This is a genomic window from uncultured Sphingomonas sp. (assembly GCF_913777625.1).
Taxonomy (GTDB): Bacteria; Pseudomonadota; Alphaproteobacteria; order Sphingomonadales; family Sphingomonadaceae; genus Sphingomonas.
The window spans coordinates 24,516-47,494 of the sequence record NZ_CAJYTI010000029.1 but is presented as its reverse complement, the minus strand read 5'-3'; the positions used below and the strand labels follow the sequence as shown (position 1 = coordinate 47,494).

The 22,979-nt window shown below is 68.1% G+C and carries 22 protein-coding genes and 1 other RNA gene; 13 read left to right on the top strand and 10 right to left on the bottom strand.

The window, feature by feature from the left end:
- Positions 1 to 71 precede the first annotated feature (71 nt).
- Together QZ814_RS14945 and QZ814_RS14940 are read right to left on the bottom strand one after the other, a co-directional pair.
- A complete protein-coding gene (locus tag QZ814_RS14945) occupies positions 72 to 3,242 on the bottom strand; it encodes an efflux RND transporter permease subunit (RefSeq protein ID WP_294333760.1) in 3,171 nt (1,056 codons plus the stop codon).
- Positions 3,243 to 3,254: 12 nt separating this feature from the next.
- Complete coding sequence (locus QZ814_RS14940) at positions 3,255 to 4,433, bottom strand: efflux RND transporter periplasmic adaptor subunit (protein WP_294333758.1); 1,179 nt, start codon at positions 4,431 to 4,433, stop codon at positions 3,255 to 3,257.
- 266 nt (positions 4,434 to 4,699) lie between these two features.
- On the opposite strand from QZ814_RS14940, the gene QZ814_RS14935 reads away from it, so the two are divergent.
- The gene (locus tag QZ814_RS14935; RefSeq protein WP_294333757.1) at positions 4,700 to 5,425 is read left to right on the top strand and encodes an SIMPL domain-containing protein; all 726 of its coding nucleotides are present in this window, start codon (positions 4,700 to 4,702) and stop codon (positions 5,423 to 5,425) included.
- Positions 5,426 to 5,485: 60 nt separating this feature from the next.
- On the opposite strand, the gene QZ814_RS14930 is transcribed toward QZ814_RS14935, so the two are convergent.
- From QZ814_RS14930 to QZ814_RS14920, 3 genes are all read right to left on the bottom strand, one after another.
- Complete coding sequence (locus QZ814_RS14930; protein ID WP_294333755.1) at positions 5,486 to 5,743, bottom strand: GlsB/YeaQ/YmgE family stress response membrane protein; 258 nt, start codon at positions 5,741 to 5,743, stop codon at positions 5,486 to 5,488.
- A 128-nt stretch (positions 5,744 to 5,871) separates the two neighbouring features.
- The gene (locus QZ814_RS14925; RefSeq protein WP_294333752.1) at positions 5,872 to 6,171 is read right to left on the bottom strand and encodes a DUF1153 domain-containing protein; all 300 of its coding nucleotides are present in this window, start codon (positions 6,169 to 6,171) and stop codon (positions 5,872 to 5,874) included.
- A 103-nt stretch (positions 6,172 to 6,274) separates the two neighbouring features.
- Positions 6,275 to 6,502 carry a hypothetical protein gene (locus QZ814_RS14920; protein WP_294333750.1) on the bottom strand — a complete coding sequence of 76 codons (228 nt, stop codon included), beginning with the start codon at positions 6,500 to 6,502 and terminating at the stop codon, positions 6,275 to 6,277.
- Positions 6,503 to 6,658: 156 nt separating this feature from the next.
- On the opposite strand from QZ814_RS14920, the gene mnmA reads away from it, so the two are divergent.
- From mnmA to QZ814_RS14890, 6 genes are all read left to right on the top strand, one after another.
- Positions 6,659 to 7,768, top strand: a complete 1,110-nt coding sequence (gene mnmA / locus QZ814_RS14915; RefSeq protein ID WP_294333748.1) for a tRNA 2-thiouridine(34) synthase MnmA — start codon at positions 6,659 to 6,661, stop codon at positions 7,766 to 7,768.
- 151 nt (positions 7,769 to 7,919) lie between these two features.
- Positions 7,920 to 8,933 carry a phytanoyl-CoA dioxygenase family protein gene (locus tag QZ814_RS14910; protein ID WP_294333745.1) on the top strand — a complete coding sequence of 338 codons (1,014 nt, stop codon included), beginning with the start codon at positions 7,920 to 7,922 and terminating at the stop codon, positions 8,931 to 8,933.
- 130 nt (positions 8,934 to 9,063) lie between these two features.
- The gene (locus QZ814_RS14905; RefSeq protein ID WP_294333741.1) at positions 9,064 to 10,032 is read left to right on the top strand and encodes a KpsF/GutQ family sugar-phosphate isomerase; all 969 of its coding nucleotides are present in this window, start codon (positions 9,064 to 9,066) and stop codon (positions 10,030 to 10,032) included.
- Between the two features lie 10 nt (positions 10,033 to 10,042).
- Positions 10,043 to 10,858 carry a 3-deoxy-manno-octulosonate cytidylyltransferase gene (gene kdsB / locus QZ814_RS14900; protein WP_294333736.1) on the top strand — a complete coding sequence of 272 codons (816 nt, stop codon included), beginning with the start codon at positions 10,043 to 10,045 and terminating at the stop codon, positions 10,856 to 10,858.
- Entirely contained in the window at positions 10,855 to 12,480 is a 1,626-nt protein-coding gene (locus QZ814_RS14895; protein WP_294333732.1) for a beta-3-deoxy-D-manno-oct-2-ulosonic acid transferase, read from the top strand. The genes kdsB and QZ814_RS14895 overlap by 4 nt, the downstream gene beginning before the upstream one ends.
- Positions 12,477 to 13,730, top strand: coding sequence for a capsular biosynthesis protein (locus QZ814_RS14890; protein ID WP_294333730.1), 1,254 nt, complete (start codon positions 12,477 to 12,479; stop codon positions 13,728 to 13,730). The genes QZ814_RS14895 and QZ814_RS14890 overlap by 4 nt, the downstream gene beginning before the upstream one ends.
- Here QZ814_RS14890 and QZ814_RS14885 read toward each other — a convergent pair.
- Complete coding sequence (locus tag QZ814_RS14885) at positions 13,727 to 14,413, bottom strand: fatty acid desaturase CarF family protein (RefSeq protein ID WP_294333726.1); 687 nt, start codon at positions 14,411 to 14,413, stop codon at positions 13,727 to 13,729. The genes QZ814_RS14890 and QZ814_RS14885 overlap by 4 nt on opposite strands.
- Before the next feature lie 196 nt (positions 14,414 to 14,609).
- Between QZ814_RS14885 and QZ814_RS14880 the strand changes: the two genes are divergently transcribed.
- Positions 14,610 to 15,761: a glycosyltransferase family 1 protein gene (locus QZ814_RS14880; protein ID WP_294333723.1), complete on the top strand. Its 1,152-nt coding sequence runs from the start codon at positions 14,610 to 14,612 to the stop codon at positions 15,759 to 15,761.
- Positions 15,762 to 15,811: 50 nt separating this feature from the next.
- Here the strand turns inward: QZ814_RS14880 and ssrA are convergent.
- Positions 15,812 to 16,158, bottom strand: a transfer-messenger RNA (tmRNA) gene (gene ssrA, locus QZ814_RS14875).
- A 59-nt stretch (positions 16,159 to 16,217) separates the two neighbouring features.
- Here ssrA and QZ814_RS14870 point away from each other — a divergent pair.
- Positions 16,218 to 16,649 (top strand): Rrf2 family transcriptional regulator, encoded by a 432-nt coding sequence (locus QZ814_RS14870; protein ID WP_294333721.1) that lies wholly within the window; start codon positions 16,218 to 16,220, stop codon positions 16,647 to 16,649.
- Here the strand turns inward: QZ814_RS14870 and mscL are convergent.
- On the bottom strand, positions 16,646 to 17,104 hold the full coding sequence (gene mscL, locus QZ814_RS14865) for a large conductance mechanosensitive channel protein MscL (protein WP_294333717.1): 459 nt from the start codon (positions 17,102 to 17,104) through the stop codon (positions 16,646 to 16,648). The genes QZ814_RS14870 and mscL overlap by 4 nt on opposite strands.
- Positions 17,105 to 17,250: 146 nt before the next feature.
- Here mscL and QZ814_RS14860 point away from each other — a divergent pair, with 146 nt between their 5' ends.
- The 4 genes from QZ814_RS14860 to QZ814_RS14845 are packed head-to-tail and all read left to right on the top strand — an operon-like array spanning position 17,251 to position 19,973.
- Positions 17,251 to 17,841, top strand: a complete 591-nt coding sequence (locus tag QZ814_RS14860; RefSeq protein WP_294333715.1) for a LemA family protein — start codon at positions 17,251 to 17,253, stop codon at positions 17,839 to 17,841.
- A gap of 23 nt (positions 17,842 to 17,864) precedes the next feature.
- A complete protein-coding gene (locus QZ814_RS14855; RefSeq protein ID WP_294333790.1) occupies positions 17,865 to 18,761 on the top strand; it encodes a TPM domain-containing protein in 897 nt (298 codons plus the stop codon).
- 2 nt (positions 18,762 to 18,763) lie between these two features.
- The gene (locus tag QZ814_RS14850; protein WP_294333713.1) at positions 18,764 to 19,435 is read left to right on the top strand and encodes a hypothetical protein; all 672 of its coding nucleotides are present in this window, start codon (positions 18,764 to 18,766) and stop codon (positions 19,433 to 19,435) included.
- A 10-nt stretch (positions 19,436 to 19,445) separates the two neighbouring features.
- On the top strand, positions 19,446 to 19,973 hold the full coding sequence (locus QZ814_RS14845) for an NUDIX hydrolase (protein WP_294333711.1): 528 nt from the start codon (positions 19,446 to 19,448) through the stop codon (positions 19,971 to 19,973).
- Between the two features lie 101 nt (positions 19,974 to 20,074).
- Here QZ814_RS14845 and QZ814_RS14840 read toward each other — a convergent pair whose 3' ends face one another.
- Positions 20,075 to 20,356: an ETC complex I subunit gene (locus tag QZ814_RS14840; protein WP_168847942.1), complete on the bottom strand. Its 282-nt coding sequence runs from the start codon at positions 20,354 to 20,356 to the stop codon at positions 20,075 to 20,077.
- A gap of 11 nt (positions 20,357 to 20,367) precedes the next feature.
- The gene (hrpB, locus tag QZ814_RS14835) at positions 20,368 to 22,923 is read right to left on the bottom strand and encodes an ATP-dependent helicase HrpB (RefSeq protein ID WP_294333707.1); all 2,556 of its coding nucleotides are present in this window, start codon (positions 22,921 to 22,923) and stop codon (positions 20,368 to 20,370) included.
- Positions 22,924 to 22,979 lie beyond the last annotated feature (56 nt).

Below are 22,979 nucleotides of genomic sequence, written 5' to 3'. Positions count from 1 at the left end.
CGTCGCCAGAGGGCATGGGCCGTAGCAAACCTCCCCTCTTCCAAAGGAAAAGGGAGGTTCACAAGGCCAGCTCACTCCGCCGGCTGGACCTCGTCATCCCCCGGCTTGTGGTCGATCGCGCCGTGCGGTCCCGGCACCGGGCCGAGCACCTTGCTGCCGTCGTCGCCGGGACGATAGGTGAGCAGGCGGCGCGAGAGCCGCGGCCCCAGCCATCCTTCGAGGCCCACCGCCAGGCTGAACAGCGCCGGCACGATCACCAGCGTCAGCAGGGTCGAGACGGTCAGGCCGCCGATCACCACCACGCCCATCGGTGCACGGAACGAGGAGTCGCCGTTCAGCGACAGCGCGGTCGGCACCATGCCGGCGACCATCGCGATCGTGGTCATCACGATCGGCTGGGCACGCTTGCGGCCGGCGTCGATGATCGCCTCCATCTTCGGCACGCCCTTCTCCATCTCCTCCAGCGCGAAGTCGACGAGCAGGATCGAGTTCTTGGCGACGATGCCGAACAGCATCAGCATGCCGATATAGACCGGCAGGCTCACCGGCATCCCCAGGATCGCCAGCATGATCAGCCCGCCCAGCGGGGCGTTGAGCAGCGAGCCCATGTTGACGATCGGGGAGACGAAGCGGCGATAGAGCAGCACCATCACCGCGAAAACCAGGAAGATGCCCGAGGCCAGCGCGACGATGAAGTTCTGGATCATCTCGCCCTGCCACTTGGCCTGGCCCACCGTCATCTCGGCCACGCCCACCGGCAGGTGCTGCATGATCGGGAGATTGTGGATCTCCTTCATCACCTCGCCCGAGACATAGGGCTTGCCGGTCTTCGGATCCATGGCGAGGTCGGCCCCCACCACGAGCCGGCGCTGCAGGTTGAGCCGCTCGACCTTGGTCGGCCCCGCGGCGAAGCGGATGTCCGCCACCGCCGAGAGCGGCACCGAACCGCCGGTCTGGGTCTGCACGCGCATGTTCTGGAGCGTGTCGAGCCGGGTCCGCGAATCCTGGTCCAGCGCAACGCGGATCGGGATCTGGCGATCGGACAGCGAGAATTTCGCGCTGTTCTGCTCGATGTCGCCCAGCGTCGCGACTCGGATCGCGTTGGACAGCGCGGCGGTTGTCACGCCCAGATCGGCGGCGAGATCGAGCCGCGGCGAGATCACGATCTCGGGCCGTTGCAGATCGCCCGAGATGCGCGGCGCGACGACGGACTTGAGGCCCTCCATCTGCTTCATCAGGGTGAGCGCGGTCTTGTTGAGCAGTTCCGGATCCTCGCCGCCCAGCGTGACCGTCAGGTCACGGCCGGTCGAGCCCCAGCCGAACTGCGAGCGGAAATTCACCCGCGCATCGGGAATCGCGAGCAATTTGGGTGCGACGCGCTTCTCGAACTCGGTGCTGGTTTCCTTGCGCTCGGCGCTCTTCTTCTCCGCCAGGTCGGCGGTGACACGGCCGTTGCCGACCGAGGTGCGCGCATAGGTATGCTGCACGCCCGGCTCGGCGCGCAGGATGCCGGCGACCTGCTGGACGACGCGATCGGTCTGCTCGAGCGTGGTGCCCGGCACCATCTCGATCGTGGCGGTCACGCTGTCCTGGTCCTGCGCGGGCTGGAAGGTCTGCGGCATGGTGACGAGCAGCAGGATCGTCCCTGCCAGCGACAGCACATAGGCGAGGATCGCCGCCCAGCGGTGCATCAGCGTCCATTCGAGCAACCGGACATAGAGGCGCATCACCGGCCCGCCGCCATGTTCGACATGGCCGTGCGCCTTTAGGAAATAGGCCGCGACCATCGGCGTGAGCATGCGGGCGACCGCCAGCGACATCAGCACCGCGGCAACCACCGTCAGGCCGAAATTCTTGAAGAACTGCCCGGAGATGCCCGGCATCACGCTGACCGGCAGGAACACCGCGACGATCGACATCGTCGTCGCCAGCACGGCGACGCCGATCTCGTCCGCGGCGTCGATCGACGCCTGATAGGCCGATTTGCCCATCCGCATGTGGCGGACGATGTTCTCGATCTCCACGATCGCATCGTCGACCAGCACGCCCGCGACCAGGCTGAGCGCGAGCAGCGTCATCTGGTTGAGCGTGAAGCCCAGCATGTCCATGAACCAGAAGCTCGGGATCGCGGACAAGGGAATCGCCAGCGCCGAGATTACCGTCGCCCGCCAGTCGCGCAGGAAGAGGAACACGACGACGACGGCAAGCACCGCGCCCTCGATCATCGCCTCCATCGCGGTGTTGAACTGCTCCTTGGCGTATTTGCTGTAATTGTCGAGCAGCTCGAAATGGACCTTCGGATTGGCCTTTTCGAGCGCCTGCAGCTTCTTCTGCGACTCCTCGAAGATGGTGACGTCCGAGGCACCCTTGGCGCGCTGGATATCGAACGAGATCACCGGATGGCCGTCATAGCGCGCAAAGTTGCGACGCTCGGCGAAGCCGTCCTTCACCGTCGCGATGTCGGCGAGGCGCACGGTGCGGCCGGTGCCGGTGGCGATCTGGGTCTGGCCCAGCGTGTAGGCGTCCTTGGCGTTGCCGACGACGCGCAGCGACTGTTCGAAGCCGGAGATCTGCGCACGGCCACCGGCCGCATTGAGATTCACCTGGCGCAGCTGCTGGTTCACCTGGCTCGCGGTCAGGCCAAAGCTGGCGAGCTTCACCGGATCGAGCACCACGCTCACCTCGCGGCTGACGCCGCCGTTGCGCTGCACCGCCGCCATGCCGCTGATCGACAGCAGTTCCTTGGTCACCGAATTGTCGATGTACCAGGAAAGCTGCTCGACCGTCATGTCGCTGGCGGACGCGGTGAAGCTGGCGATGTCGTTGCTGCTGGCGCTGTCGACGCGGCCGACCTGCGGCTCGAGGATGCCGTCGGGCAGATTGCCGCGGATCTGCTGGATCGCGCTGCGCACGTCTTCCACCGCGCGGTCGATCGGGGTGCCGATCGCCAGCTGCACCACCGTCTGGCTGTTGCCTTCGGAGACGGTCGAGTTGATCTCGTCGATCCCCTGCAGGCTGCGGACAGCGGATTCGACCTTCTGGGTGATCTGCGTCTCCAGCTCGCTCGGCGCGGCGCCGGGCTGGCTGATCGAGATCCAGACGATCGGAAAGTCGATGTCCGGGCTGTTGTTCACGTCCATGCGGTTGAAGCTGACCAGCCCCGCGATGGTGAGGAACAGGAAGAGGACGATTGGCGGGACCGGATTGCGGATGGCCCAGGCCGAGATGTTGCGAAAGCTCATCGCGCCGATCCCTTACTTCTTGAGCAGCTGGGGAATGACCTTCTGGCCCGGGTTGAGGAACGCGCCCGCGGTCAGCACCACGCGCTCGCTGCCGGTCAGGCCGCTGGTGATCCGCACGCCCTGATCGGACACGTCACCGGTCTTGACGTCGCGGCGTACCGCCTCGTTCTTGTCGTTGAGGATGAAGACGAAGCTGCCCTGCTGGTCGCTCTGCACCGCCGATTGCGGCAGCACCACCGAGGTGACCGAGCCCGCCACGATCCGCGCGCTCGCAAAGCCGCCGGGACGCAGCGCCGGGTTATAGGCAAGCGCGATACGCGCGGTGCCGAGGCGGCTCGTCGGGTCGATCACCGGCGAGACCTGCCAGACCTGCCCCTTGAAGCTCAGCTGCGAGCCGACCGGCGTCACCTCGGCGGGCGCGCCGACGTGCAGCTTCTGGACATCGGCCTCGGACAGCTGGGTGCGCAGCTCGAGCTGGCCGTCCATCGCCATGCGGAACAGCGCACCCGAGGCCGAGCTGACGATCTGGCCCGGCTCGATCTGGCGGGCGAGGACCAGGCCGGCTTCCGGCGCGCGGATGTCGAGCCGGCGGTTGCGCGCCTGGGTCTCGGCGAGCTGCGCCTTGGCGACGCGGACCCGGGCCAGCGCCTGATCGCGCGCGGCGGTCTTCTGGTCGATGTCGGCACGCGAGATGAAGCCGTTGCCGACCAGCTTCTCGGCACGCTCCAGATTGGCCTGGGCGAGCTTGGCATCGGCTTCGGCAACGCGAATCTGCGCGGCGAGCGACTCGGCGGTCTGCGCCTGCACCGAGCGATCGACCACGGCGAGCACCTGGCCCTTCTGGACCCAGCTGCCGGCATCGACGAGCACGCGGGTGACGATGCCGCCCTCGCCGGCGACGCCGACCGGCATCTCGCGCTTGGCAGCAAGGGAGCCGGTGCCGGTGACGATCGTGGAATTGGTCTGCTGGCCCGGCGCCGAGACGGTCACCGTCTGCATCTGGGCCTCCGCCTTGCCGCCCTTGGCAGCGGGCAGCGACTCGGCCGGGCGCTTCATCACAAGAAAGGCCGCGATCACGACGAGCGCGAAGGCGCCCAGTCCGATCCACAACCAGCGCCGCCCACGCCGCGCCGGCTCGCCTTCGTAGCCGAGCCGCTCCTGCCGATCCAACATCCCTGCCTCGTAGTTCATGCGCCCACCTCGTTCGGAACGCATCCGCGCTCCCGATGGGACTGTATTATAGGAATATATCACCGACCACAAGGCCGGGATAGCAACGCGCGGGCCAATGCCCGGTTGCATGAGGTGTTGCAAGTCGCTGAAAAGAAAAACCTCAGCCGTTGCAGGTCCCTACAAGTATCTACAAACGTTTTCGCGTTGCGTGCCGTTCAGGCTGCGTTCGTGTGCAGGCAACGACAAGCCGAGCCATAGCGACGATAAACACAGGAGGAACGTCCATGATCCGCATTCTGCCGCTCGCCACGCTGGCGGTGCTCGCGTCCGCGCCCTATGCCTTCGCACAGACCGCGACGGTCGCGCAGCCGATCCCGGCGGACGGCACGGTGCTCGACATCAACGCCGAGGGAAGCACCACCCGCGTTCCCGACCTGGCGCTGATCCAGGCGGGCGTGGTGACCACCGCGGCGACCGCCGGCGAGGCGATGCAGCAGAACGCTGCGCGCATGGCCGCCGTGCTGGCGGGGCTGCGCAAGGCGGGGATCGCCGAACGCGACCTGCAGACGAGCGCCGTCAATCTTGCCCCGCAATATCGCTACCAGGAAAACAAGCCGCCGGTGATCACCGGCTATCAGGCGTCGAACCAGCTCACCGTGCGCTTCCGCGATGTCGCGAAGAGCGGTACGATCCTCGATGCCCTGGTGGCGCAGGGCGCGAACAACATTTCCGGGCCCAACCTTACCCTTGCCGACGAGCAGGGCGCGCTGGACGAGGCGCGACGCGACGCGATCGCCAAGGCGCGGGCGCGGGCGACGCTCTATGCCCAGGCCGCCGGGCTGAAGGTCGATCGCATCCTGATGATTTCGGAAACCGGCAGCACCCCGATCGTGCAGCCCATGCCGATGCTGATGCGCGCCAAGGGCTTTTTGGCCGAGGCCGATACCGCCATCGTGCCCGGCGAGCAGAAGCTCACCGCCAGCGTGTCGGTTCGCTTCCTGCTGAAATAGGAACGCAAAAAAAGGGCCGCCCCCGCAGGGACGGCCCTTTTGAACGACGGGCTGGGCGCGTTAGCGCACTGCGCCGCGACGCACCAGGTTCACGATCGCCAGCAGGATGACCGCACCCACGAGCGAGACCAGGAAGGTCATCGGGGTGATCACGCCGCTGTTGATGTTGCCGCCGAACAGCAGGCCGCCGATGAAGGCGCCCACGATGCCGACGACGATGTTGAGGAAGACGCCCTGCTGGGCATCGGTGCGCATGATGATGCTTGCAAGCCAGCCGACGACGCCGCCGATGACGAGCCAAACGATAAAGCCTACCATTCGTCCCTCCTTTACTTGCCCGGCGAGCCGGACCACGCGAAGGAAAATCCGCAAATGGTCAGTTTGGTTCCGTCACGATATTTTGTCTTGTCAGGGGAACTTTCAAAAGGGGGGGGGCAGGCGGCGGATCAGAACTTCTGCTGGCGCTCGTACAGCGAACGATAGTGCTGGATGCGCGTCACCCGCAGGCCGGGCATGCCCGAACGATCGATCGCGCGCTGCCAGCCGGCGAACTCCTCCATGGTGAGGCCGTAGCGTTCGCACACCTCGTCCACGGTCAGAAGCCCGCCATTGACGGCGGCGACCACCTCGGCCTTGCGCCGTACCACCCAGCGGGTGGTGTTGGGCGGCGGCAGGGTGTCCAGGGTCAGCGGCTCGCCGAGCGGACCGATGACCTTCGCGGGACGGATCTTCTGGTTCTCAATCATCTACCAACCTCTTCGGGGCCGGGTGCCCCTGTTACGCAACCGTGAAACGACTTTTACCCGCCGCCGTTGAACATCGGCTAAAATGGCAGGGTAAACGTGCGCTTCACTCCTCTCCCCACTGGTGGAGCGTCGCTGCGACGGCGCGATGGAAGGTTCCATCCACCGGCGCGAGCAGCGCTGCCACGGGAAGCGGCATCGAAAGCCGGGTCTGGATCCGCGCGGTGAGGCTGGCGGCTTGCCGGCTCGTCGCCATCGCCATCAGCACGGCCAGCCCCGTGGGGAGCAGGAGTGCGCTCAGGTCGCGGTCGGAACGGGCAAAACTCAAGTCCACCAATGCGTTTCCAGTCGTCCTTCTGGATGCCGTTATACGCGCGTAGTGCTGAAGGGGCCGTAAAGGCCCTGAAAACGGACATTTAACTTCGATTTCATGAAGCTTGCCGACGGACTCGGGTGGCAACCGGACGGGGACTTCCCTATCTGCACGCCCATGACCCCGGGTGATTTCCAGCTTGCCGAACCGCTGCGCGGTCGTCGGATCGTCGTCGCGATGTCCGGCGGCGTCGATTCCTCCGTCGTGGCCGCGCTCGCCGCGCGCAGCGGCGCCGAGACGATCGGCATCACGCTCCAGCTCTACGATCATGGCGAGGCGGTGGGCCGCGCCGGCAGCTGCTGCGCCGGCCGCGACATTCGCGATGCGCGCGCGGTGTGCGACAAGCTCGGCATCGCGCACTACGTGTTCGACCATGCGAGCAGCTTCCAGACCCAGGTGATCGACGATTTCGCCGATGAATATCTGGCCGGCCGCACCCCCATCCCCTGCGTGAAGTGCAACATGGGGCCCAAATTCACCGACCTGTTCGCGCTCGCGCGCGATCTGGGCGCCGATTGCCTGGCGACCGGCCATTATGTCCGCCGCGTGATGGGTGCGCAGGGGGCGGAGCTGCATCGGGCAGCCGATCCGGCGCGTGACCAGAGCTATTTCCTCTTCGCCACCACCGCGGCGCAGCTCGACTTCCTGCGGTTTCCGCTGGGCGGCCTGCCCAAGCCGGAGGTGCGGGCGCTCGCGGCGGAACTGGCTCTAGGCGTGGCCGGAAAGCCGGACAGCCAGGACATCTGCTTCGTCCCCGATGGCGATTATGCCACACTGGTGAAGAAGCTCCGGCCAGAAGCGGAGGCCGGCGGCGACATCTTCGACGAATCGGGCGCCAAATTGGGCGAACATCGCGGCCTGATCCATTTCACCGTCGGCCAGCGGCGCGGGCTCGAGATCGGCGGTGCGCCCGAGCCCTATTATGTGCTGCGGCTGGAGCCGGAAACGAAGCGGGTGATCGTCGGCCCCCGGCGCGCGCTGGCGGTGGGTGCGGCACGGCTGGAAGGCATCAATTGGCTGGCGGGGGCGTATCGGGGGCCGATGACCGCCAAGGTGCGCAGCCTCGCCAAGCCGGTGCCCGCGCGCCTGGACGGCGACCGCGTCGTGTTCGAAACGCCCGAATATGGCGTCGCCCCCGGCCAGGCGGCGGTGCTCTATGCCGGGGACCGGGTGCTCGGCGGTGGATGGATCGCGGAAACCGAGCGGGCGGCACCGCTCGTCGCATAATTCGCCGAGTCGAGGCGATTCCCCGTCGGCTGCATTTTTGCGACCATTTCGCAGCTTGACCGCCGGCCGGATTTCGGCTGAACGACTGAGGTAGATTGCTGCAAAGCAACAGGATGGGTCGCAAACCATCGCGTACCGAGTGAGACCACGCATGCCCTCCATTCTGGCGGCCCCCTGGTGGGTTGCCCAACTTGCCACCGGTGCGAAGTCGTTCCGCGACAATCCGATCCTCGGATCCCACCGGCTCAATGCGCTGGGCCTGCACCGCCGCCGTGTCGCGCTCGCGCATCGGCTCGCCTGGGCACGGCGCGCGCGGCTCACGAAGGGGCTCGACGCCGCCGACCGCGCCGCGTTCGACCGCGACGGCTTCGTCCTGATCCGCGACTTCCTTCCCGCCACAACCTTCGCAGCGCTGCGCGACGCCGTGCTGGCGCAGCGCTTCGCCACGCGCGAGATGCGGCAGGGGAACACCATCACCCGGCGCATTGCCGTCGGGCCCGATTTCTTGCGTATGATTCCCGAGGCCCGGGCGCTCCTGCAGCACCCGCGCTTCCGCACGCTGGGCCAGTATGTCGGCAGTTTTCGCAGCGAACCGCTGCATTATGTGCAGACGATCCTGACCGACACCGCTGATCCGGATCCCGATCCGCAGACCCGGCTGCATGCCGATACCTTCCACCCTACGCTGAAGGCCTGGTTCTTCCTCAACGACGTCGAGGAAGCGGATGGCCCCTTCTCCTACGTTCCCGGTTCGCATCGGCTGACGCCCGAACGCCTCGCTTGGGAGCAGGAGCGCAGCCTCACCGCGCGGACCAGCAGCGACTTCCTCTCGGCACGCGGCTCGTTGCGGGTCGAGCCGGGCGAACTCGACGCGCTGCGGCTTCCGCAAGCCCAGCACTTCCCCGTGCCGGCCAACACCTTGGTGGTGGCGGATACCTGCGGCTTCCACGCCCGCGTTGCCGCGACGCGCCCCAGCCGCCGGCTTGAACTCTGGTCGTTCAGCCGCCGCAATCCCTTCATCCCCTGGACCGGCGCCGATCTGCTGAGCATTCCGGGAATCGCCGAACGACGGATCGATACCATGTGGCAGATCCGGGACCGCCTTCAGCAATCGATGGGGCAGCCTTGGCAACCCCGCGGCAACAAGTTCGTCCTCGACGACTGAAAAGAGACGCAACAATCTTGCTTCGAGTGACGACGAGTGCAAGACGGGTTGGCGTGCGAGATCGGCACCAAAACGGTTTCAAGCGTTGACGCAGTAGACCAGCCGGTGCCGAGATCATCAGGGGGCACAAATGGAAGTAGTTGGCGTACAAAATACCATCGAGCACGGCGCGGACGTGATCCGTACCGAGGCGGCGGCACTGGCGATGCTGGCCGAACAGCTTGACACGCATTTCGCGGCGGCGGTCGATCTGCTGATCGGGGCGCGCGGCCGTATCATCCTCGCCGGCATGGGCAAGTCGGGCCACATCGCGCGCAAGATCGCCGCGACGCTTTCCGCGACCGGCAGTGCCGCCTATTATCTCCACCCCGGCGAAGCCTCGCATGGCGATCTCGGCGTGATGCGCAGCGGCGACGTGGCGATGGTGCTGTCCAATTCAGGCGAAACTCCCGAGGTCGTTGCGGTGCTGACCCATGCCCAGCGGCTGGCGGTGCCGGTGATCGCGATCACGGCGGGGTCCGAATCGATGCTGGCGCGCAACGCCTCGATCACGCTCACCCTGCCGGCATGCGGCGAGGCCTGCCCCGAAGGCGTCGCGCCGACCACCTCGACGACGATGATGCTCGCACTGGGCGATGCGCTGGCGGTGGCGGCGATGCGCCGTCGCGGCGTCTCGCGCAACGATCTCGCCCATTGGCATCCCGGCGGCCGGATCGGCTGGGGCATGCAGACGATCGCGGCCCTGGTCCGCCGCAGCGAGCCGCTGCCGCTGGTGCGGCCGGAAACGTCCGCGCGCGACGTGGTGCTCGAGATGACCTCGTGCGGCAAGGGCGTCGCCGGGGTGGTGGACGGCGATGGCGAACTCGTCGGCGTGATCACCGATGGCGACCTCCGCCGCGCGTTCGACCGCATGCTGATTGCAGTTGCGGGCGAGATCATGACGCGCAATCCTGTGACGATCGCGCAGGACGCGTCGGTCGACGACGCCCTGGCGCGGATGCAGGAGAACAAGGTGACCGTGCTGTTCGTGATGGAGAAGGCGGGGTCGCGGCGGCCCTGGGGCTTGCTGCACATCCACGATCTGAAGCTCGGCGGCTGAGGTCGATCCGATGAACCAGGCTCGCACGCCCGGCGGTGTGATCGTGATTCCGGCGCGCTACCAGTCGGCGCGCTTCCCCGGCAAGCCGCTGGCGCCGGTGCGCGGCGCGACCGGGATTGCCAAGCCCCTGATCGCACGCAGCATCGCGGCAGCCCATGCCGCGCGCGGCGATCTGCCGCTCCACGTCGCCACCGACGACCAGCGCATTGCGGATGCGGTGCGGAACCTCGGCGAGACGCCGGTGATGACGCCGGAGAGCTGCGCCAACGGCACCGAACGCGTGGCGGCCGCCCTCGAAGCGCTCGCCATCGCGCCCGACTATGCGATCAACTTCCAGGGCGACGCGCTGCTTACGCCGCCGACCTTCGTTGCGGCGCTCGCGAGCTGGATGGAGACGCACCCCGACTGCGCCGTCGCCACCGCGGCGATGCGCTGTTCGCCCAGCGTCTATACCCATCTGATCGCCGACCAGGCAGCCGGCCGCAGCGGCGGCACCACGGTGGTGACCAACGCCGCGGACCAGGCGCTCTATTTCTCCAAGCGCGTGCTGCCCTTCCTGCCGGAGGGGCCGAAGGAAGGCACGGTGCCGGTGCTGCTGCATCTCGGCCTCTACGCCTATCGGCCGGAGGCGCTTCGCCGCTATCGTGCGTTGCCGGCCTCGCCTGCCGAGCTGCACGAGGGGCTGGAGCAGCTACGGTTCCTTCACCACGGCATCCCGATCGATGTCCTGACGTTCGATCCGCCCGGCTGGGACCCGATCGAGCTCAACAATCCCACCGATCTGGCACCGATCGAAGCGATGCTGGCCGCGCGCGACATCGCGTGACCACAGCCACGGCATTTCTGCGGGTGCCGCCCTTCCCGCGGGCGCGCGCGACCAGCGTGGTCGAGGACGCGGCCGGCAGCTTCGACGAAGACGCGGACGCCGTGATCGCGCAGCTGCGGGCATGCCGCGTCGGCGGCAGCTTTTGGGGCGGGCAGCCGGCACTGCCGGAGACGCGTACCCTGCTGTTCGCGCCGCGCTCTCCCGCGCAGTTGCGCACGATGCTGGCCGCGGCACCCGAGGATGCCGCCGCACGCGGGATCACCACGGGTGCGCGCGGGCCCGGGTTGCTCGCCGCCCGCGCCGCCGATCCCTGGTGGCTGACCCAGCATTGCACGATGCTGTTCGCCGACGCCGAGGACGAGATCGCGCTGGTCGGCGCCCTGGCAGGGTGCCGGCTGCGGCTGTTCGGCAGCGGCCGCTTCGCCCGCCTTGGCGACGGCAGGGACGCCGTGACATTGGCGTCGGTGGTGCAGGCCGAACTCCTCACCGGCCGCCGCTACCGCGACCCGTTCACCGGTGCGCCGGTACCGCTTGCGACCGTGATCGCCCAGCTCGGCGCCTGGCGTGCGCTGATCGACGGCAACCGCGATGTCACGCGCGTGCTCGGCGTCGCCGGCTGGAAGCGCGAGACGATGGAGGCGCTGCTGTGGGACGGCGGCGCCGGCCCCCGCTATCGCATCGGCGGCCGGCCGGGGGGGACGACGCTGCTGTGGCGCTCGCGCGTTCCGCCAGCGCAGCTGGACCAGCTCGCGACGGAGGGAGCCGAGGTCGGCGAAATCGAGGACGGCTTCGTGCGGTCCACGGGACTCGGGGCCAATTGCGTGCCCCCGCTGTCGATCACCGTCGATCGCAGCGGCGTGCATTTCGACCCCCGGCAGCCGAGCGACCTCGAAGCGTTGCTGGAAGCGGGCGCGTTCGCGCCCGAACTGTGCGCGCGCGCCGAGGCGCTGATGGCGCGGATCGTCGCCGCCGGCCTCAGCAAATACGGGCGGGACGCCGTTGCCATCGCTCGGCCGGCCGGGGGCCGGCGTCATGTGCTTGTCACCGGACAGGTCGAAGACGACCGCTCGGTGCAATGTGGCGGCGGGGGCATGACCAATCTCGATCTGCTGATGGCTGCACGCGCTGCCGAGCCCGATGCCTATCTGATCTACAAGCCGCATCCCGATGTCGAGGCCGGCCACCGCAAGGGCGCGATCGACGATGCCGTTGCACGCACTTATGCCGACCAGATCGAGCGCGACGCGCCGATCTCCGCGTTGCTCGACATGGTGGACGGCGTGCATGTCCTCACCTCGCTGGCGGGCTTCGAGGCCCTGCTCCGCAGCAAGCAGGTGACCACGCACGGGGTCCCCTTCTATGCGGGCTGGGGCCTGACACGCGATCTGGGCCCGATTCCGGCACGTCGCACCGCACGGCGCAGCCTCGCCGAACTCGTCGCTGCAGTGCTGATCGTCTATCCGCGCTACCTCGATCCCGTCACCCGGCTGCCCTGCGAAGTGGAACTGCTCGTAGAACGCATGATCGCCGACGACGCCGTGACACCGACGCGGCTCGAACGATTGCGTATCCTGCAAGGCAAGGCTAAACGCAGTCTCGCCCGCTTTGGAATCGGCCGATGAAGCATGTACGACCATTACGGCGATCCTTCCTGTTCCTGCAGGGTCCGCCGGGGCCGTTCTTCTGGCAACTGAGCCGGGAACTGGCTGCGCGCGGATGCGCGGTGCATCGCATCAATCTGAACGGCGGCGATCGCTATGACTGGCCGGAAGGCGCGGTCGATTTCCGTGGTCGCATGTCGACCTGGCCGATGTACTTCGATCGTTTCGTTCGCGAACATGCGATCACCGATCTGGTATTGTACGGCGATTGCCGGCCGATGCACCTGGCCGCCCACCGGCTGGCCAAGCTGCGCGGCGTGGCGATCCATGTCTATGAGGAAGGCTATATCCGGCCCGACTGGATGACGCTGGAGCCGGACGGGGTGAACGGCCACTCGACGCTGGATCGCGATCCGGACATCATCCGCGCCCGCGCCCGAGACCTGCCGCCGGTACCCAATCTGCCGCCGATCACGGCCAGCTTCGGCCGCCGCGCACGCGACTCCTACTGGTATTATCACCGCGTCGTCACCGGGCGCGTCCGCTTCCCCTTCTATCGCTCGCACCGCAAGGGCGTGATCATCGTCGAGGGGCTGGGCTGGATCCGCAAGTTCGCGCTCAGTCGCCGCCGCGCCCGCCAGGCGCAGCAGACGCTCGCAACCATCGCCGGCAAGCCCTTCTTCCTGTTCCCGCTGCAGCTGACCGGCGACTATCAGATCCGCGAACATTCGCCGTTCGGGACGATGATGACCGCGGCCGACTATGTGCTCGACAGCTTCGCCCAGTGTGCGCCGGCCGATGCCCACCTGCTGGTGAAGGAGCACCCGCTCGATTGCGGCTTCCATAATTGGCGGAGCTTCCTGCAGAAGCGCGCCGAGGCGCTGGGCGTGGCGGACCGCGTGCACCACATCGATGGCGGCGACCTTGCCAAGCTGGCGCGCGATACGCAGGGCATGGTGTGCGTGAACAGCACCTCGGGCACGCTGGCGCTCACCGCCGGCAAGCCGGTGATCGTCCTTGGCGACGCGATCTACGACGTGCCGGGCGTGACCCATCAGGGTCATCTGGATCGCTTCTGGGACGCCCCCCAGGCACCGGACATGGCGTTGTACGACGCGTTTCGGCGCGTGCTGCACGAACATTGCCTGGTGCGCGGCGGCCTGGCCAGCCAGTCGGCCACCGAGACGCTGGTTCAAAACAGTATCGAACGGCTGCTGGGCGAGACCAGCGAGGAAATCGCCTGGGTCAGCGAAGCGGCGCTGTTCGTCTAGGCCGTCGGCTCAAGACCGGCATCGTTGAACCAGCCGCGTCGGCGGCCGGCGCGGAACAGGCGGTTGACCAGCGGGTTCGACCAGCCGCAGTTCGTCGCAAAGTCCTGCTGGAGCGTATCATGGTGCAGCTGGTGTGCGGCCGGCGTCATGAGCAAGCCGCAACGGCGCATCGCACGGATGATCCAGGGATTGTGCGCGCGGTGCAGCGACCCGTGGAAATATTGGGCGAAGGCCCCGCCCACGATCAGCGCGATGCCGCCCGCGGCCACCCAGCCCGGCACCAGCCCGGTGAACGCAGCCACGTTGAGCACCACCGAAAAGGGCAGCGCCGCCAGGATCACGGTGCTGCCGATCAGCCGCCACAGATCGCGCCGGCCCAGCGCATCAGGCCGCGGATGGTGGTTCTTGAAATCATAGACCAGCCGGTCGAGCGGCCCCACCTTCGCCATCCGCTCACGCCACAAGGCCTTGTAGTGATCGGATTCGCGCGAGCCGGAATAAAAGTAGAGCGCGTCCAGGCCCTTGCCCGCAGGTGTGGGCTTGTAGTCCATGTACATGTGAACCAGGCCGGAGGCGAGATCGGCGCCATACCAGCCGGCGAGAAGCGCCGGGATGGCCCACCAGCTGGGGTCGCGCAGCACCGCGAGCAGGTTCGCCGCCAGCGACAACAGAAAGAGCGGCATCAATATTCGTCGCGCCATCACCGGTTCCGGTTTGCGCCGCCGGGCGGCGGCTCGTCTCGGCGCTGGTCCTACCTGTTGCATCGCGGCACAGCAACGGCTTGATTTGCACAGCGCACAGGCGCAAGCCGCAATCCGGTTATGATCTGCTGCAGCCCTACTTCGCCACCGGCCTCGACGAACTGACGCTCCAGCACCCATGCAGCGCGACCTCCTCATCGACATCAGCCGCCTGATCTGGCGCACCTGGACCGGGCGACTGCCCACCGGCATCGACCGGGTGTGCCTGGCCTATGTCGAGCAGTTCGCGCATCGTGCCCAGGCGGTGATCCAGCGTGGCAATCTCCGCCAGATCCTCACCCCGGCGCTGTCCGATGCGATCTTCCGGCTGATCCGCGAGGGCGGCCCGCAGTTCCGCACGCGCGCGCCCCGGCTGGCGATGCGGGCGGTGGTGGCGCAGCGGGGCGGCCAGCTGGGGCTCGACCGGCTCTATCTCAATGTCGGCCATACCGGGCTCGACGCCACCGGCCTCGTCGCCTGGACACAGCGTGCGCAGGTGCGCCCCGTCTATCTGATCCACGACCTGATCCCGCTCACCCATCCCGAGTTCTGCCGGGTGGGCGAAGACCTCCGCCACCACCGCCGCATGGCCAATGCGCTGGCCAGCGCCACCGGCATCGTCGGCAATTCGCAGGCGACGCTCGACGACTTCGCCGCCTTTGCCGCTGCGGAGGGCAAGCCCTGCCCGCCGATGCTGGCCGCGCTGCTCGGGGGGCACCCGCTGCCGGCCGATGCGCCGCCGATCACGCTCGACCGGCCTTACTTCGTCACCCTCGGCACGATCGAGGGGCGCAAGAACCATGTGCTGCTGCTCCAGCTCTGGCGCCGGCTGATCAGCCACAATCCGGCCGCCTGCCCCAAGCTGATCATCATCGGCCAGCGCGGCTGGGAGGCGCAGACCGCGCTGGCGATGCTCGACCGACTGCCGCTGCTCAAGGGGCATGTCGAGGTGATCGAGGATTGCGGCGACACCGCGCTTGCCGGTTATCTGCGCGGCGCCCGCGCGCTGCTGATGCCGAGCTTCGCCGAAGGCTATGGGCTGCCGGTGGTGGAGGCGCTGGGCGTCGGTACGCCGGTGGTGGCGAGCGACCTGCCGGTGTTCCGCGAGCTGGCCGGCGACCTGCCGATCTATTGCGATCCGTTGGACGGCGCGACCTGGCTCGCCGCGATCGCGCATCATCTCCAGCCGGGCGACATCCGCGCGGAGCAGCTGGCACGCGTGGCCGGCTATGTCATGCCCAGCTGGGAGGCGCATTTCGCCGCCGTCGAGCCGTGGCTCGCCAGCCTCTGATCCTCGAACAGGTCCAGGGGGTTCTGTTGCCCGGCCCCCCTGGCGGCCGCTGGAGTCCACTTCTGTTGCCCGGTGTGGCCCAACCGCGCATTTTAGAATAACCTTAGGCCGTTAGGCCGTGAGGTTACGCCGCAATAGCGAGTGCTTCGTTATCGTTGGCACTTGTGTAATGGGCCGTTGCGGTGGTCCCATTCCGAGCGAAGACAGCGCCTTTCAATACACGTCGATCCTGGTTCGGCCCCGTCAGAAACGGTGTCCAGATACACCACCTTTTATGGTGGAGCCGCCGGGTACTGCCCCCGGGTCCGCTGCATCTAGTATACGCCATTGTTTATCGCCATAGCCGGGCGAACCCGGCACGACCCTATATAGGGCCTTTGCGCTTAATGAAAAGGTCAGGTTGCGCGGATTAAGCGCCTTCACACGGCCCCATTCGGTTGGCATGGAGGATCGATCATGTTGACGCAGCGTTCCCGCTACGCGCTCCGCGCAATGCTCTTCCTTGCCGAACAGCCGATCACCGGCGCCCCCGTGCCGATGAACCGCATCGCCACCGAAGCGAACGTGCCGCGCAAGTTTCTCGAACTGATCCTCGCCGATCTGCGCGAGGCGAGCTTCCTCACTTCCACCCGCGGCAAGATGGGTGGCTATCGCCTGGCGCGTCCGGCGCATCTGATCTCGCTGGGCGAGATCATCCGGGTGATCGAGGGACCGCTGGCGCTGGTCCCCTGCGTCAGCCGCACCGCCTATCGCCCGTGCACGGATTGCAAGGACGAGGCGGCCTGCGCCATTCGCCGCGCGATGGCTCGGGTGCGCGACGAGACCGCCCGCATCCTGGACGGCACCAGCCTCGCCGATGCCGTGGCACAGGATCTCGCAGCCGCTTAACGCGCCTCGTTGCGCTTCTTCAGTTCGTCGCGGATCTCGCGCAGCAGCACCACATCGGCCGGATCGGCGGCGGGCGGCGCATCGCCGGTCGCCTTGTCATGCTCGGCGGCGGCGACCACCTTGTTGACCGTGCGCACCAGCAGGAAGACGATGAAGGCCAGGATCAGGAAGTTGATCACCACGGTGATGAACTGGCCGAAGCCGATCAGCGGCACACCCGCCGCCTTGAGCGCGGCATAGTTGGACGGCGAGCCGGTATAGCTCGCCGGAATTGCGCCGAGCCGCAGGAAATAGCCCGAAAAATCCACGCCGCCGAACAGCCAGCCGACCAGCGGCATGATCAGGTCGTCGGTCAGCGACTTGGTGATGCTGCCGAACGCCCCGCCGATAATCACGCCCACCGCCAGATCGAGCACATTGCCGCGCGCGATGAACGCCCTGAATTCCTTCAACATCCGCTCTGTCTCCCGTTGCGAAGCGAAACGACCATGGCCAAGTCTGACCGCAGCGCCAAGCCCCGGGCGATCCGATTTCGCTTCCGTACCGGGGTGTAGGCATCGTATAAAACACCCCATCGATGGGATTTGGAGGTTTCTTCCCAATGAAGTTTCGTACCGCACTCGTGCCGATCGCAGCCCTGTCGCTCTCGGCCTGCGGGCTCAACAGCGTCCCGACCGCCGAGGAGAATGCCAAGGCCAAATGGGCGGACGTGCAGGCGCAGTATCAGCGCCGCGCCGATCTGGTGCCGAACCTCGTCGCGACGGTGAAGGGTGCCTCCGCTTCCGAAGGCAAGATCCTGACCGACGTGATGAACGCCCGCGCCAAGGCGACCTCGGTGCAGGTCAACGCCAACGACCTGACCGATCCGGCGAAGGTCCAGCAGTTCCAGGCGGCGCAGCAGCAGCTGGGCGGCTCGCTCTCGCGCCTGCTCGCCACCACCGAGGCCTATCCGGACCTCAAGAGCCAGGCGAACTTCACCACGCTGATGAGCCAGCTGGAAGGCACCGAGAACCGGATCACCATCTCGATCCGCGACTATAACCAGGCGGTGCAGGCTTATAACACCCGTATCCGCACCTTCCCCGACGCGGTGGGCGCCAAGATCTTTTACGGTGCCAAGCCGATGACGCCGTTCCAGGCCAAGGCCGGTGCCGACGTCGCCCCGACCGTGAACTTCGGGAACGGCAACTGATCCGTCCCGCCCCCGGAGCGTCGATCATGCGCACGCTGCGTTTCCTGCTGCTGCTCGTCGCCCTGTTCACCGGGGCGACGGCAGCGCTGGCGGATCCGACCTTTCCGAAACTTACCGGCCGGGTGGTCGACGATGCCCATCTGCTCTCGCCCGAGCAGGTGGCGCAGCTCACCCAGCTTTCGGCGGAAGTGGAGCAGGCGTCGAGCCGGCAATTCGTGATCGCGACGATTCCGGACCTGCAGGGCTATGACATCGCCGATTACGGCTACCAGCTCGGCCGGGCCTGGCAGATCGGCCAGAAGGAAGCCAATAGCGGCATCCTGCTGATCGTCGCGCCCAATGAGCGCAAGGTGCGGATCGAGGTCGGCTATGGCCTCGAACCGATCATGACCGACGCGCTGTCGAGCCAGATCATCAACGAAACGATCGTGCCGAAGTTCAAGGCGGGCGACATGGCCGGCGGCATCGTCGCCGGCGCGCAGGCGATCGCTGCGCAGATGAAGCAGCCGCTGGAGGCGGCCGAGCAGAAGGCCAAGGCGGCGCAGGATGCCGCTACCAAGGCACCCGCGGGCAAGCGCCATGGCGGCGGGCTGCCGATCGGGCTGCTGTTCTGGTTCATCATCCTCGTCGTCGTGCTGGTGCCGATGCTCGCCCGGTTCGGCGGCCGGCGGCGGCCGGGCCCGTGGGACGGACAGGCCTATCGCGGCCGCGACAGTGACAGCGGCGTGCTGCCGATCGTGCTGTGGACCATCGCCAGCGAGATCGGCCGCGCGGCCAGCCACCGCGACGATGACGACGATCGCGGCGGCTGGGGCGGCGGCGGTGGCGGCGGCTGGGGCGGGGGTGGCGGCGGCGATGGCGGCGGCTTCTCCGGCGGCGGCGGGTCGTTCGGTGGCGGCGGCGCTTCGGGGAGCTGGTGAGGATGCGATTGACCGATCAGGACCGCGCGCGCGTCGCGACCGCCGTCACCCGGGCCGAGGCTCATACCAGCGGCGAGATCGTCACCGTCCTCGCACGCCGATCCGACGACTATGCCGATGTCGCGCTGCACTGGGCGGTGCTCGCCATGCTGCTGGTGCTGGCGCTGCTCGCCTGGCAGCCCTGGCCGATCGAGTGGCTGCACACCCGGCTGATCGATCCCTGGGCGCAGACCGTGCCGGCGCACTGGTACCTCACCGCCGCGTTGGTGGTGACCGCGCTCACCTTCCTGATCGTCCGCGTGGCGCTGGCCAAGGATGCGCTGCGGATCGCGCTCGCGCCGGGATCCATGAAGACGCGGCGGGTGCATGCCCGCGCGCTCGCGCTGTTCCGCACGGCGGCCGAGAAGCGGACGACGGGTTCGACCGGCGTGCTGCTTTATCTCAGCTTGGCCGAGCGCCGCGCCGAGATTCTCGCCGATTCGGCGATCCATTCGCGCGTGAAACCCGAGATATGGGGTGCCGCGATGGCCGCGCTGCTCGCCGAGCTGAAGGATGGGCGCCCCGCCGACGGCATGGCGGCGGCGGTGGCGCAGATCGGCGTCGTGCTCGCCGAGCATTTCCCGCGCGCCGAGGATGACGTCAACGAGCTTCCCGATCGGCTGATCGAACTCTAAGGCGGGCGCGATGACCGACGAACCGATCGAAACCCCCTGGGCGGGCAAGTGGATCACCGTGCGCCGCCAGGGCAAATGGGAATATGTCGCCCGCGCCCGCGGCATTCGCGCCGTGGTGATCGTCGCGATCGACGATCAGGACCGGGTGATCCTGGTCGACCAGTACCGCGTGCCGCTCGGCCGCCGCTCGATCGAGCTGCCGGCCGGGCTGGTCGGCGATACGGAGGAAGGCGACACGATCGAGGCCGCCGCCCGCCGCGAGCTGGAAGAAGAAGCCGGCTATGCCTGCGAGCGGGTCGAGGAACTCGGCGAGTATTTCGCCTCGCCCGGCATGGTCAGCGAGAGCTTCACGCTGGTCCGCGCGCACGGCCTGACGCGGATCGGCGATGGCGGCGGCGTCGACGGCGAGGACATCAATGTCCACCATGTGCCGATGGCCGAGCTGCCGGCGTTCATCGCCGAATGCCGCGCCCAGGGCATGGGGGTCGACGTGAAGATGCTGCTGCTGCTCAGCGGCGCGCTGCTCGGGAGGGACTGAACCCGCCGAACGCCGTCATGCCAGCGCACGCTGGCATCTCCCGTTGTAGAGCGATCCGCTTGCTGCAAGAGACCCCAGCTTTCGCTGGGGTGACGAGAAGATCAGCGGAAATTGTCGGCGTAGGCCTGCAGCTTGAGCTTGCGCTGCGGCGCCGGCACGACGTGATAGGCATAGCCCTCGCGCTCGGCATAGTCCTTGGCCGCTTCCAGCGTCGGGAAGGCGATGCGGACCTGGTTCGCGGTCTCGCCGCCGCCCGCCCAGCCGGTCAGCGGATCGGGACGCTGCGGCGTGTGCGGCTCGAACTCGAGGACCCAGTTGTCGGTCCGGGCGCGGCCGGACTGCATCGCGTTCTTGACGCGCTGATAGATGCGAGCGGACTTCATGGGACCGCTCCTTAGCGCGCCCCGCGCGCCCTTGCATCAGCGTTTTTCGTCCGTAGCGTTGCGGAGGCCGCGGCAGGATCCTCGGGCCAGGGATGGCGGGGATAGCGGCCACGCATTTCCTTGGCGACCGCCGCCCAACTGCCCTTCCAGAAGCCGGGCAGATCGCGCGTCGTCTGGATCGGGCGACCGGCCGGCGAGGTGAGGCTGAGGACCAAGGGTACATGGCCGCCCACCATCGGATGCTCGGCGAGGCCGAACAGCGCCTGGACGCGCACTTCCACCGTCGGGCCTGCCTCGGCGGCATAGTCGATCGCGTGGGAGGAGCCGGCGGGCGTCTCGAAGCGTGCGGGAGCAAGGCGGTCGAGCGTCTTCTGCCCGTCCCAGCCGAGCAGGTTCTGCAGCGCCTGGGTGAGCGATTCGGGGCTCACCGCGTCGAGCCGGCGCTTGCCTTCGAGCGCGGCGGGCAACCAGTCGTCGAGCGTGGCGAGCAGCGCCTCGTCGGTCAGCCCCTCGATCCCGGCATAGGCGGCACGGGTGCGCAGCGCCTGCGCCATATCGGACCAGGGGAGCAGGTGCAGGCCGTGGACACGCACACCTTCGAGCAGCGCCGACTCGATTTCGGCGGGTGTCGCACCCGAATCGCTGCCGCCGGACAGGCGGACGGCGCCGAGCCGGCGCTCGCGCAGGGCTTCGATGCGGCCGGTTGCAGGATCGAAGGTGACGGTGCGGCGCGTCTCGATCCGGTCGGCGAAGAGCGACTCGACCGTGGCGGCATCGATCGGTGCGGCAGAGAGGATCCGCGCGCCGGCCGCCATGCCCTGCGTCTCCGCGACCGCAAGCCAGTTCGCGCGGGCGAGCGGCGAGGTCGGATCGAGCTTGAACCCGCGCCCGCCGACCGACGCCCAGGTCTCGCCGGAACCGTCGCGGCGCTTCGCCACGCGGTCGGGGAAGGCGAGCGCGATGCAGAGGGCGACGTCTTCTCCCGAACCCGCAGCCTGCGCTCCCCCTCCCGCGCTCGGGAGGGGGCCGGGGGGTGGGCGCCCGGCATCCGCACCGGAATCGCGCTTGGCGAGCGGGGGTTCACCCCCTAGCCCCCTCCCGCTTGCGGGAGGGGGAACGAGTTTGCTCCACCGTTCCGCCAGCCGCCGTGCATTCTCCGCCCGCTGGCCGCGCTCGCTCTTCCACCGACGCAGGCGCAGCTCCAGGTCGGCGTCATTGCCGCCCAGCCCGCGCTCGCCAAGCAGCACCGCGACCTCGGCCGCTGTCCGCGCCATGCCCCGCTCGCTCGCGCGGACCAGCATGTGCCCGAGACGGGGCGGCAGCGGCAGACGCGCGATCGCCTTGCCATGCTCGGTCGGGCGACCGTCGCTATCGATCGCCTCCAGCGCCCCCAGCCGCGCCCGCGCCTCGGCGATGGCGGCCTCGGGCGGCGGATCGAGCCAGGCGAGCTGGCGGGGATCCGCGACGCCCCACAGCGCGCAATCGAGCATCAGCGCCGACAGATCGGCCTCGAGGATCTCCGGCGGATCGAAGCGCGGCAGCCCCGCCGTCGCCGCCTCTTCCCACAGCCGATAGGCGGTCCCCGGCCCCTGTCGCGCCGCACGGCCCGCGCGCTGGGTGACTGCCGCTTGGCTCGCCCGTTCGGTGACCAGTCGCGTCATTCCCGCCGCACGATCGTAGCGGGGGCGCCGCGCCAGCCCCGAATCGACCACCACCCGGATGCCGTCGAGCGTCAGCGAGGTCTCGGCGATCGCGGTCGCCAGCACGATCTTGCGCCGCCCCTCGGGATCGGGCGCGATCGCAGCGCGCTGGGCGGCGGGTTCCAGGCTGCCGTGCAGCCGGTGGAGCACCGCGCCGCCGATATCGCCCAGCCGCTCGGCCGTCCGCTCGATCTCCGCCACGCCGGGCAGGAAGGCGAGGATGCCCCCCGCCTCCTCGCGCAGTGCCTGGCGCACTGCCGCCGCGACCGAATCTTCGATCCGCGCCTCCGCCGCGCGACCGAGATGGCGGAGCGCCAGCGGATAGCTCCGCCCTTCGCTCTCCACCACCGGCGCATCGCCCATCAGCCCCGAGAAGCGGCTGCCGTCGAGCGTCGCCGACATCGCCACCAGCCGCAGGTCCGGCCGGAGCGCGCCCTGCGCATCGAGCGCCAGCGCCAGCCCGAAATCGCTGTCAAGGCTGCGCTCATGCACTTCGTCGAACAGCACCGCGGAGACCCCGGCGAGCTCCGGATCGGCCTGGATGCGGTTGACGAAAATGCCCTCGGTGACGACCGTCACCCGCGTCGCCGCCGAGCGCTTGCTGTCCATCCGCGTGGCATAACCGAAGGTCTTGCCGACGCTCTCCCCCGCCAGCGCCGCCATCCGCTCCGCCGCCGCCCGCGCCGCCAGCCTGCGGGGGGAGAGCAGCAGGATCTCGCCGGTGCACCAGGCCTCGCCGAGCAAGGCCGGCGCCACCGCCGTCGTCTTCCCCGCGCCCGGCGGCGCGACCAGCACTGCGTTGCGCCCCTCCCGCAACGCATCGAGCAGCGCCGGCAAAACAGCGTGGATCGGCAGGGTCGACGTCATTCGGCTGCAACCATTCGGGACAAGCGTGGTTAGGCGGACTCACCGCCAGAGGAGCG

Coding starts and splice junctions, on each gene's coding strand:
- QZ814_RS14945 (WP_294333760.1), bottom strand. CDS start 3,242: ATGAGCTTTCGCAACATCTCGGCCTGGGCCATCCGCAATCCGGTCCCG.
- QZ814_RS14940 (WP_294333758.1), bottom strand. CDS start 4,433: ATGAACTACGAGGCAGGGATGTTGGATCGGCAGGAGCGGCTCGGCTAC.
- QZ814_RS14935 (WP_294333757.1), top strand. CDS start 4,700: ATGATCCGCATTCTGCCGCTCGCCACGCTGGCGGTGCTCGCGTCCGCG.
- QZ814_RS14930 (WP_294333755.1), bottom strand. CDS start 5,743: ATGGTAGGCTTTATCGTTTGGCTCGTCATCGGCGGCGTCGTCGGCTGG.
- QZ814_RS14925 (WP_294333752.1), bottom strand. CDS start 6,171: ATGATTGAGAACCAGAAGATCCGTCCCGCGAAGGTCATCGGTCCGCTC.
- mnmA (WP_294333748.1), top strand. CDS start 6,659: ATGACCCCGGGTGATTTCCAGCTTGCCGAACCGCTGCGCGGTCGTCGG.
- QZ814_RS14910 (WP_294333745.1), top strand. CDS start 7,920: ATGCCCTCCATTCTGGCGGCCCCCTGGTGGGTTGCCCAACTTGCCACC.
- QZ814_RS14905 (WP_294333741.1), top strand. CDS start 9,064: ATGGAAGTAGTTGGCGTACAAAATACCATCGAGCACGGCGCGGACGTG.
- kdsB (WP_294333736.1), top strand. CDS start 10,043: ATGAACCAGGCTCGCACGCCCGGCGGTGTGATCGTGATTCCGGCGCGC.
- QZ814_RS14890 (WP_294333730.1), top strand. CDS start 12,477: ATGAAGCATGTACGACCATTACGGCGATCCTTCCTGTTCCTGCAGGGT.
- QZ814_RS14885 (WP_294333726.1), bottom strand. CDS start 14,413: ATGCCGCTCTTTCTGTTGTCGCTGGCGGCGAACCTGCTCGCGGTGCTG.
- QZ814_RS14880 (WP_294333723.1), top strand. CDS start 14,610: ATGCAGCGCGACCTCCTCATCGACATCAGCCGCCTGATCTGGCGCACC.
- QZ814_RS14870 (WP_294333721.1), top strand. CDS start 16,218: ATGTTGACGCAGCGTTCCCGCTACGCGCTCCGCGCAATGCTCTTCCTT.
- mscL (WP_294333717.1), bottom strand. CDS start 17,104: ATGTTGAAGGAATTCAGGGCGTTCATCGCGCGCGGCAATGTGCTCGAT.
- QZ814_RS14860 (WP_294333715.1), top strand. CDS start 17,251: ATGAAGTTTCGTACCGCACTCGTGCCGATCGCAGCCCTGTCGCTCTCG.
- QZ814_RS14850 (WP_294333713.1), top strand. CDS start 18,764: ATGCGATTGACCGATCAGGACCGCGCGCGCGTCGCGACCGCCGTCACC.
- QZ814_RS14845 (WP_294333711.1), top strand. CDS start 19,446: ATGACCGACGAACCGATCGAAACCCCCTGGGCGGGCAAGTGGATCACC.
- QZ814_RS14840 (WP_168847942.1), bottom strand. CDS start 20,356: ATGAAGTCCGCTCGCATCTATCAGCGCGTCAAGAACGCGATGCAGTCC.
- hrpB (WP_294333707.1), bottom strand. CDS start 22,923: ATGACGTCGACCCTGCCGATCCACGCTGTTTTGCCGGCGCTGCTCGAT.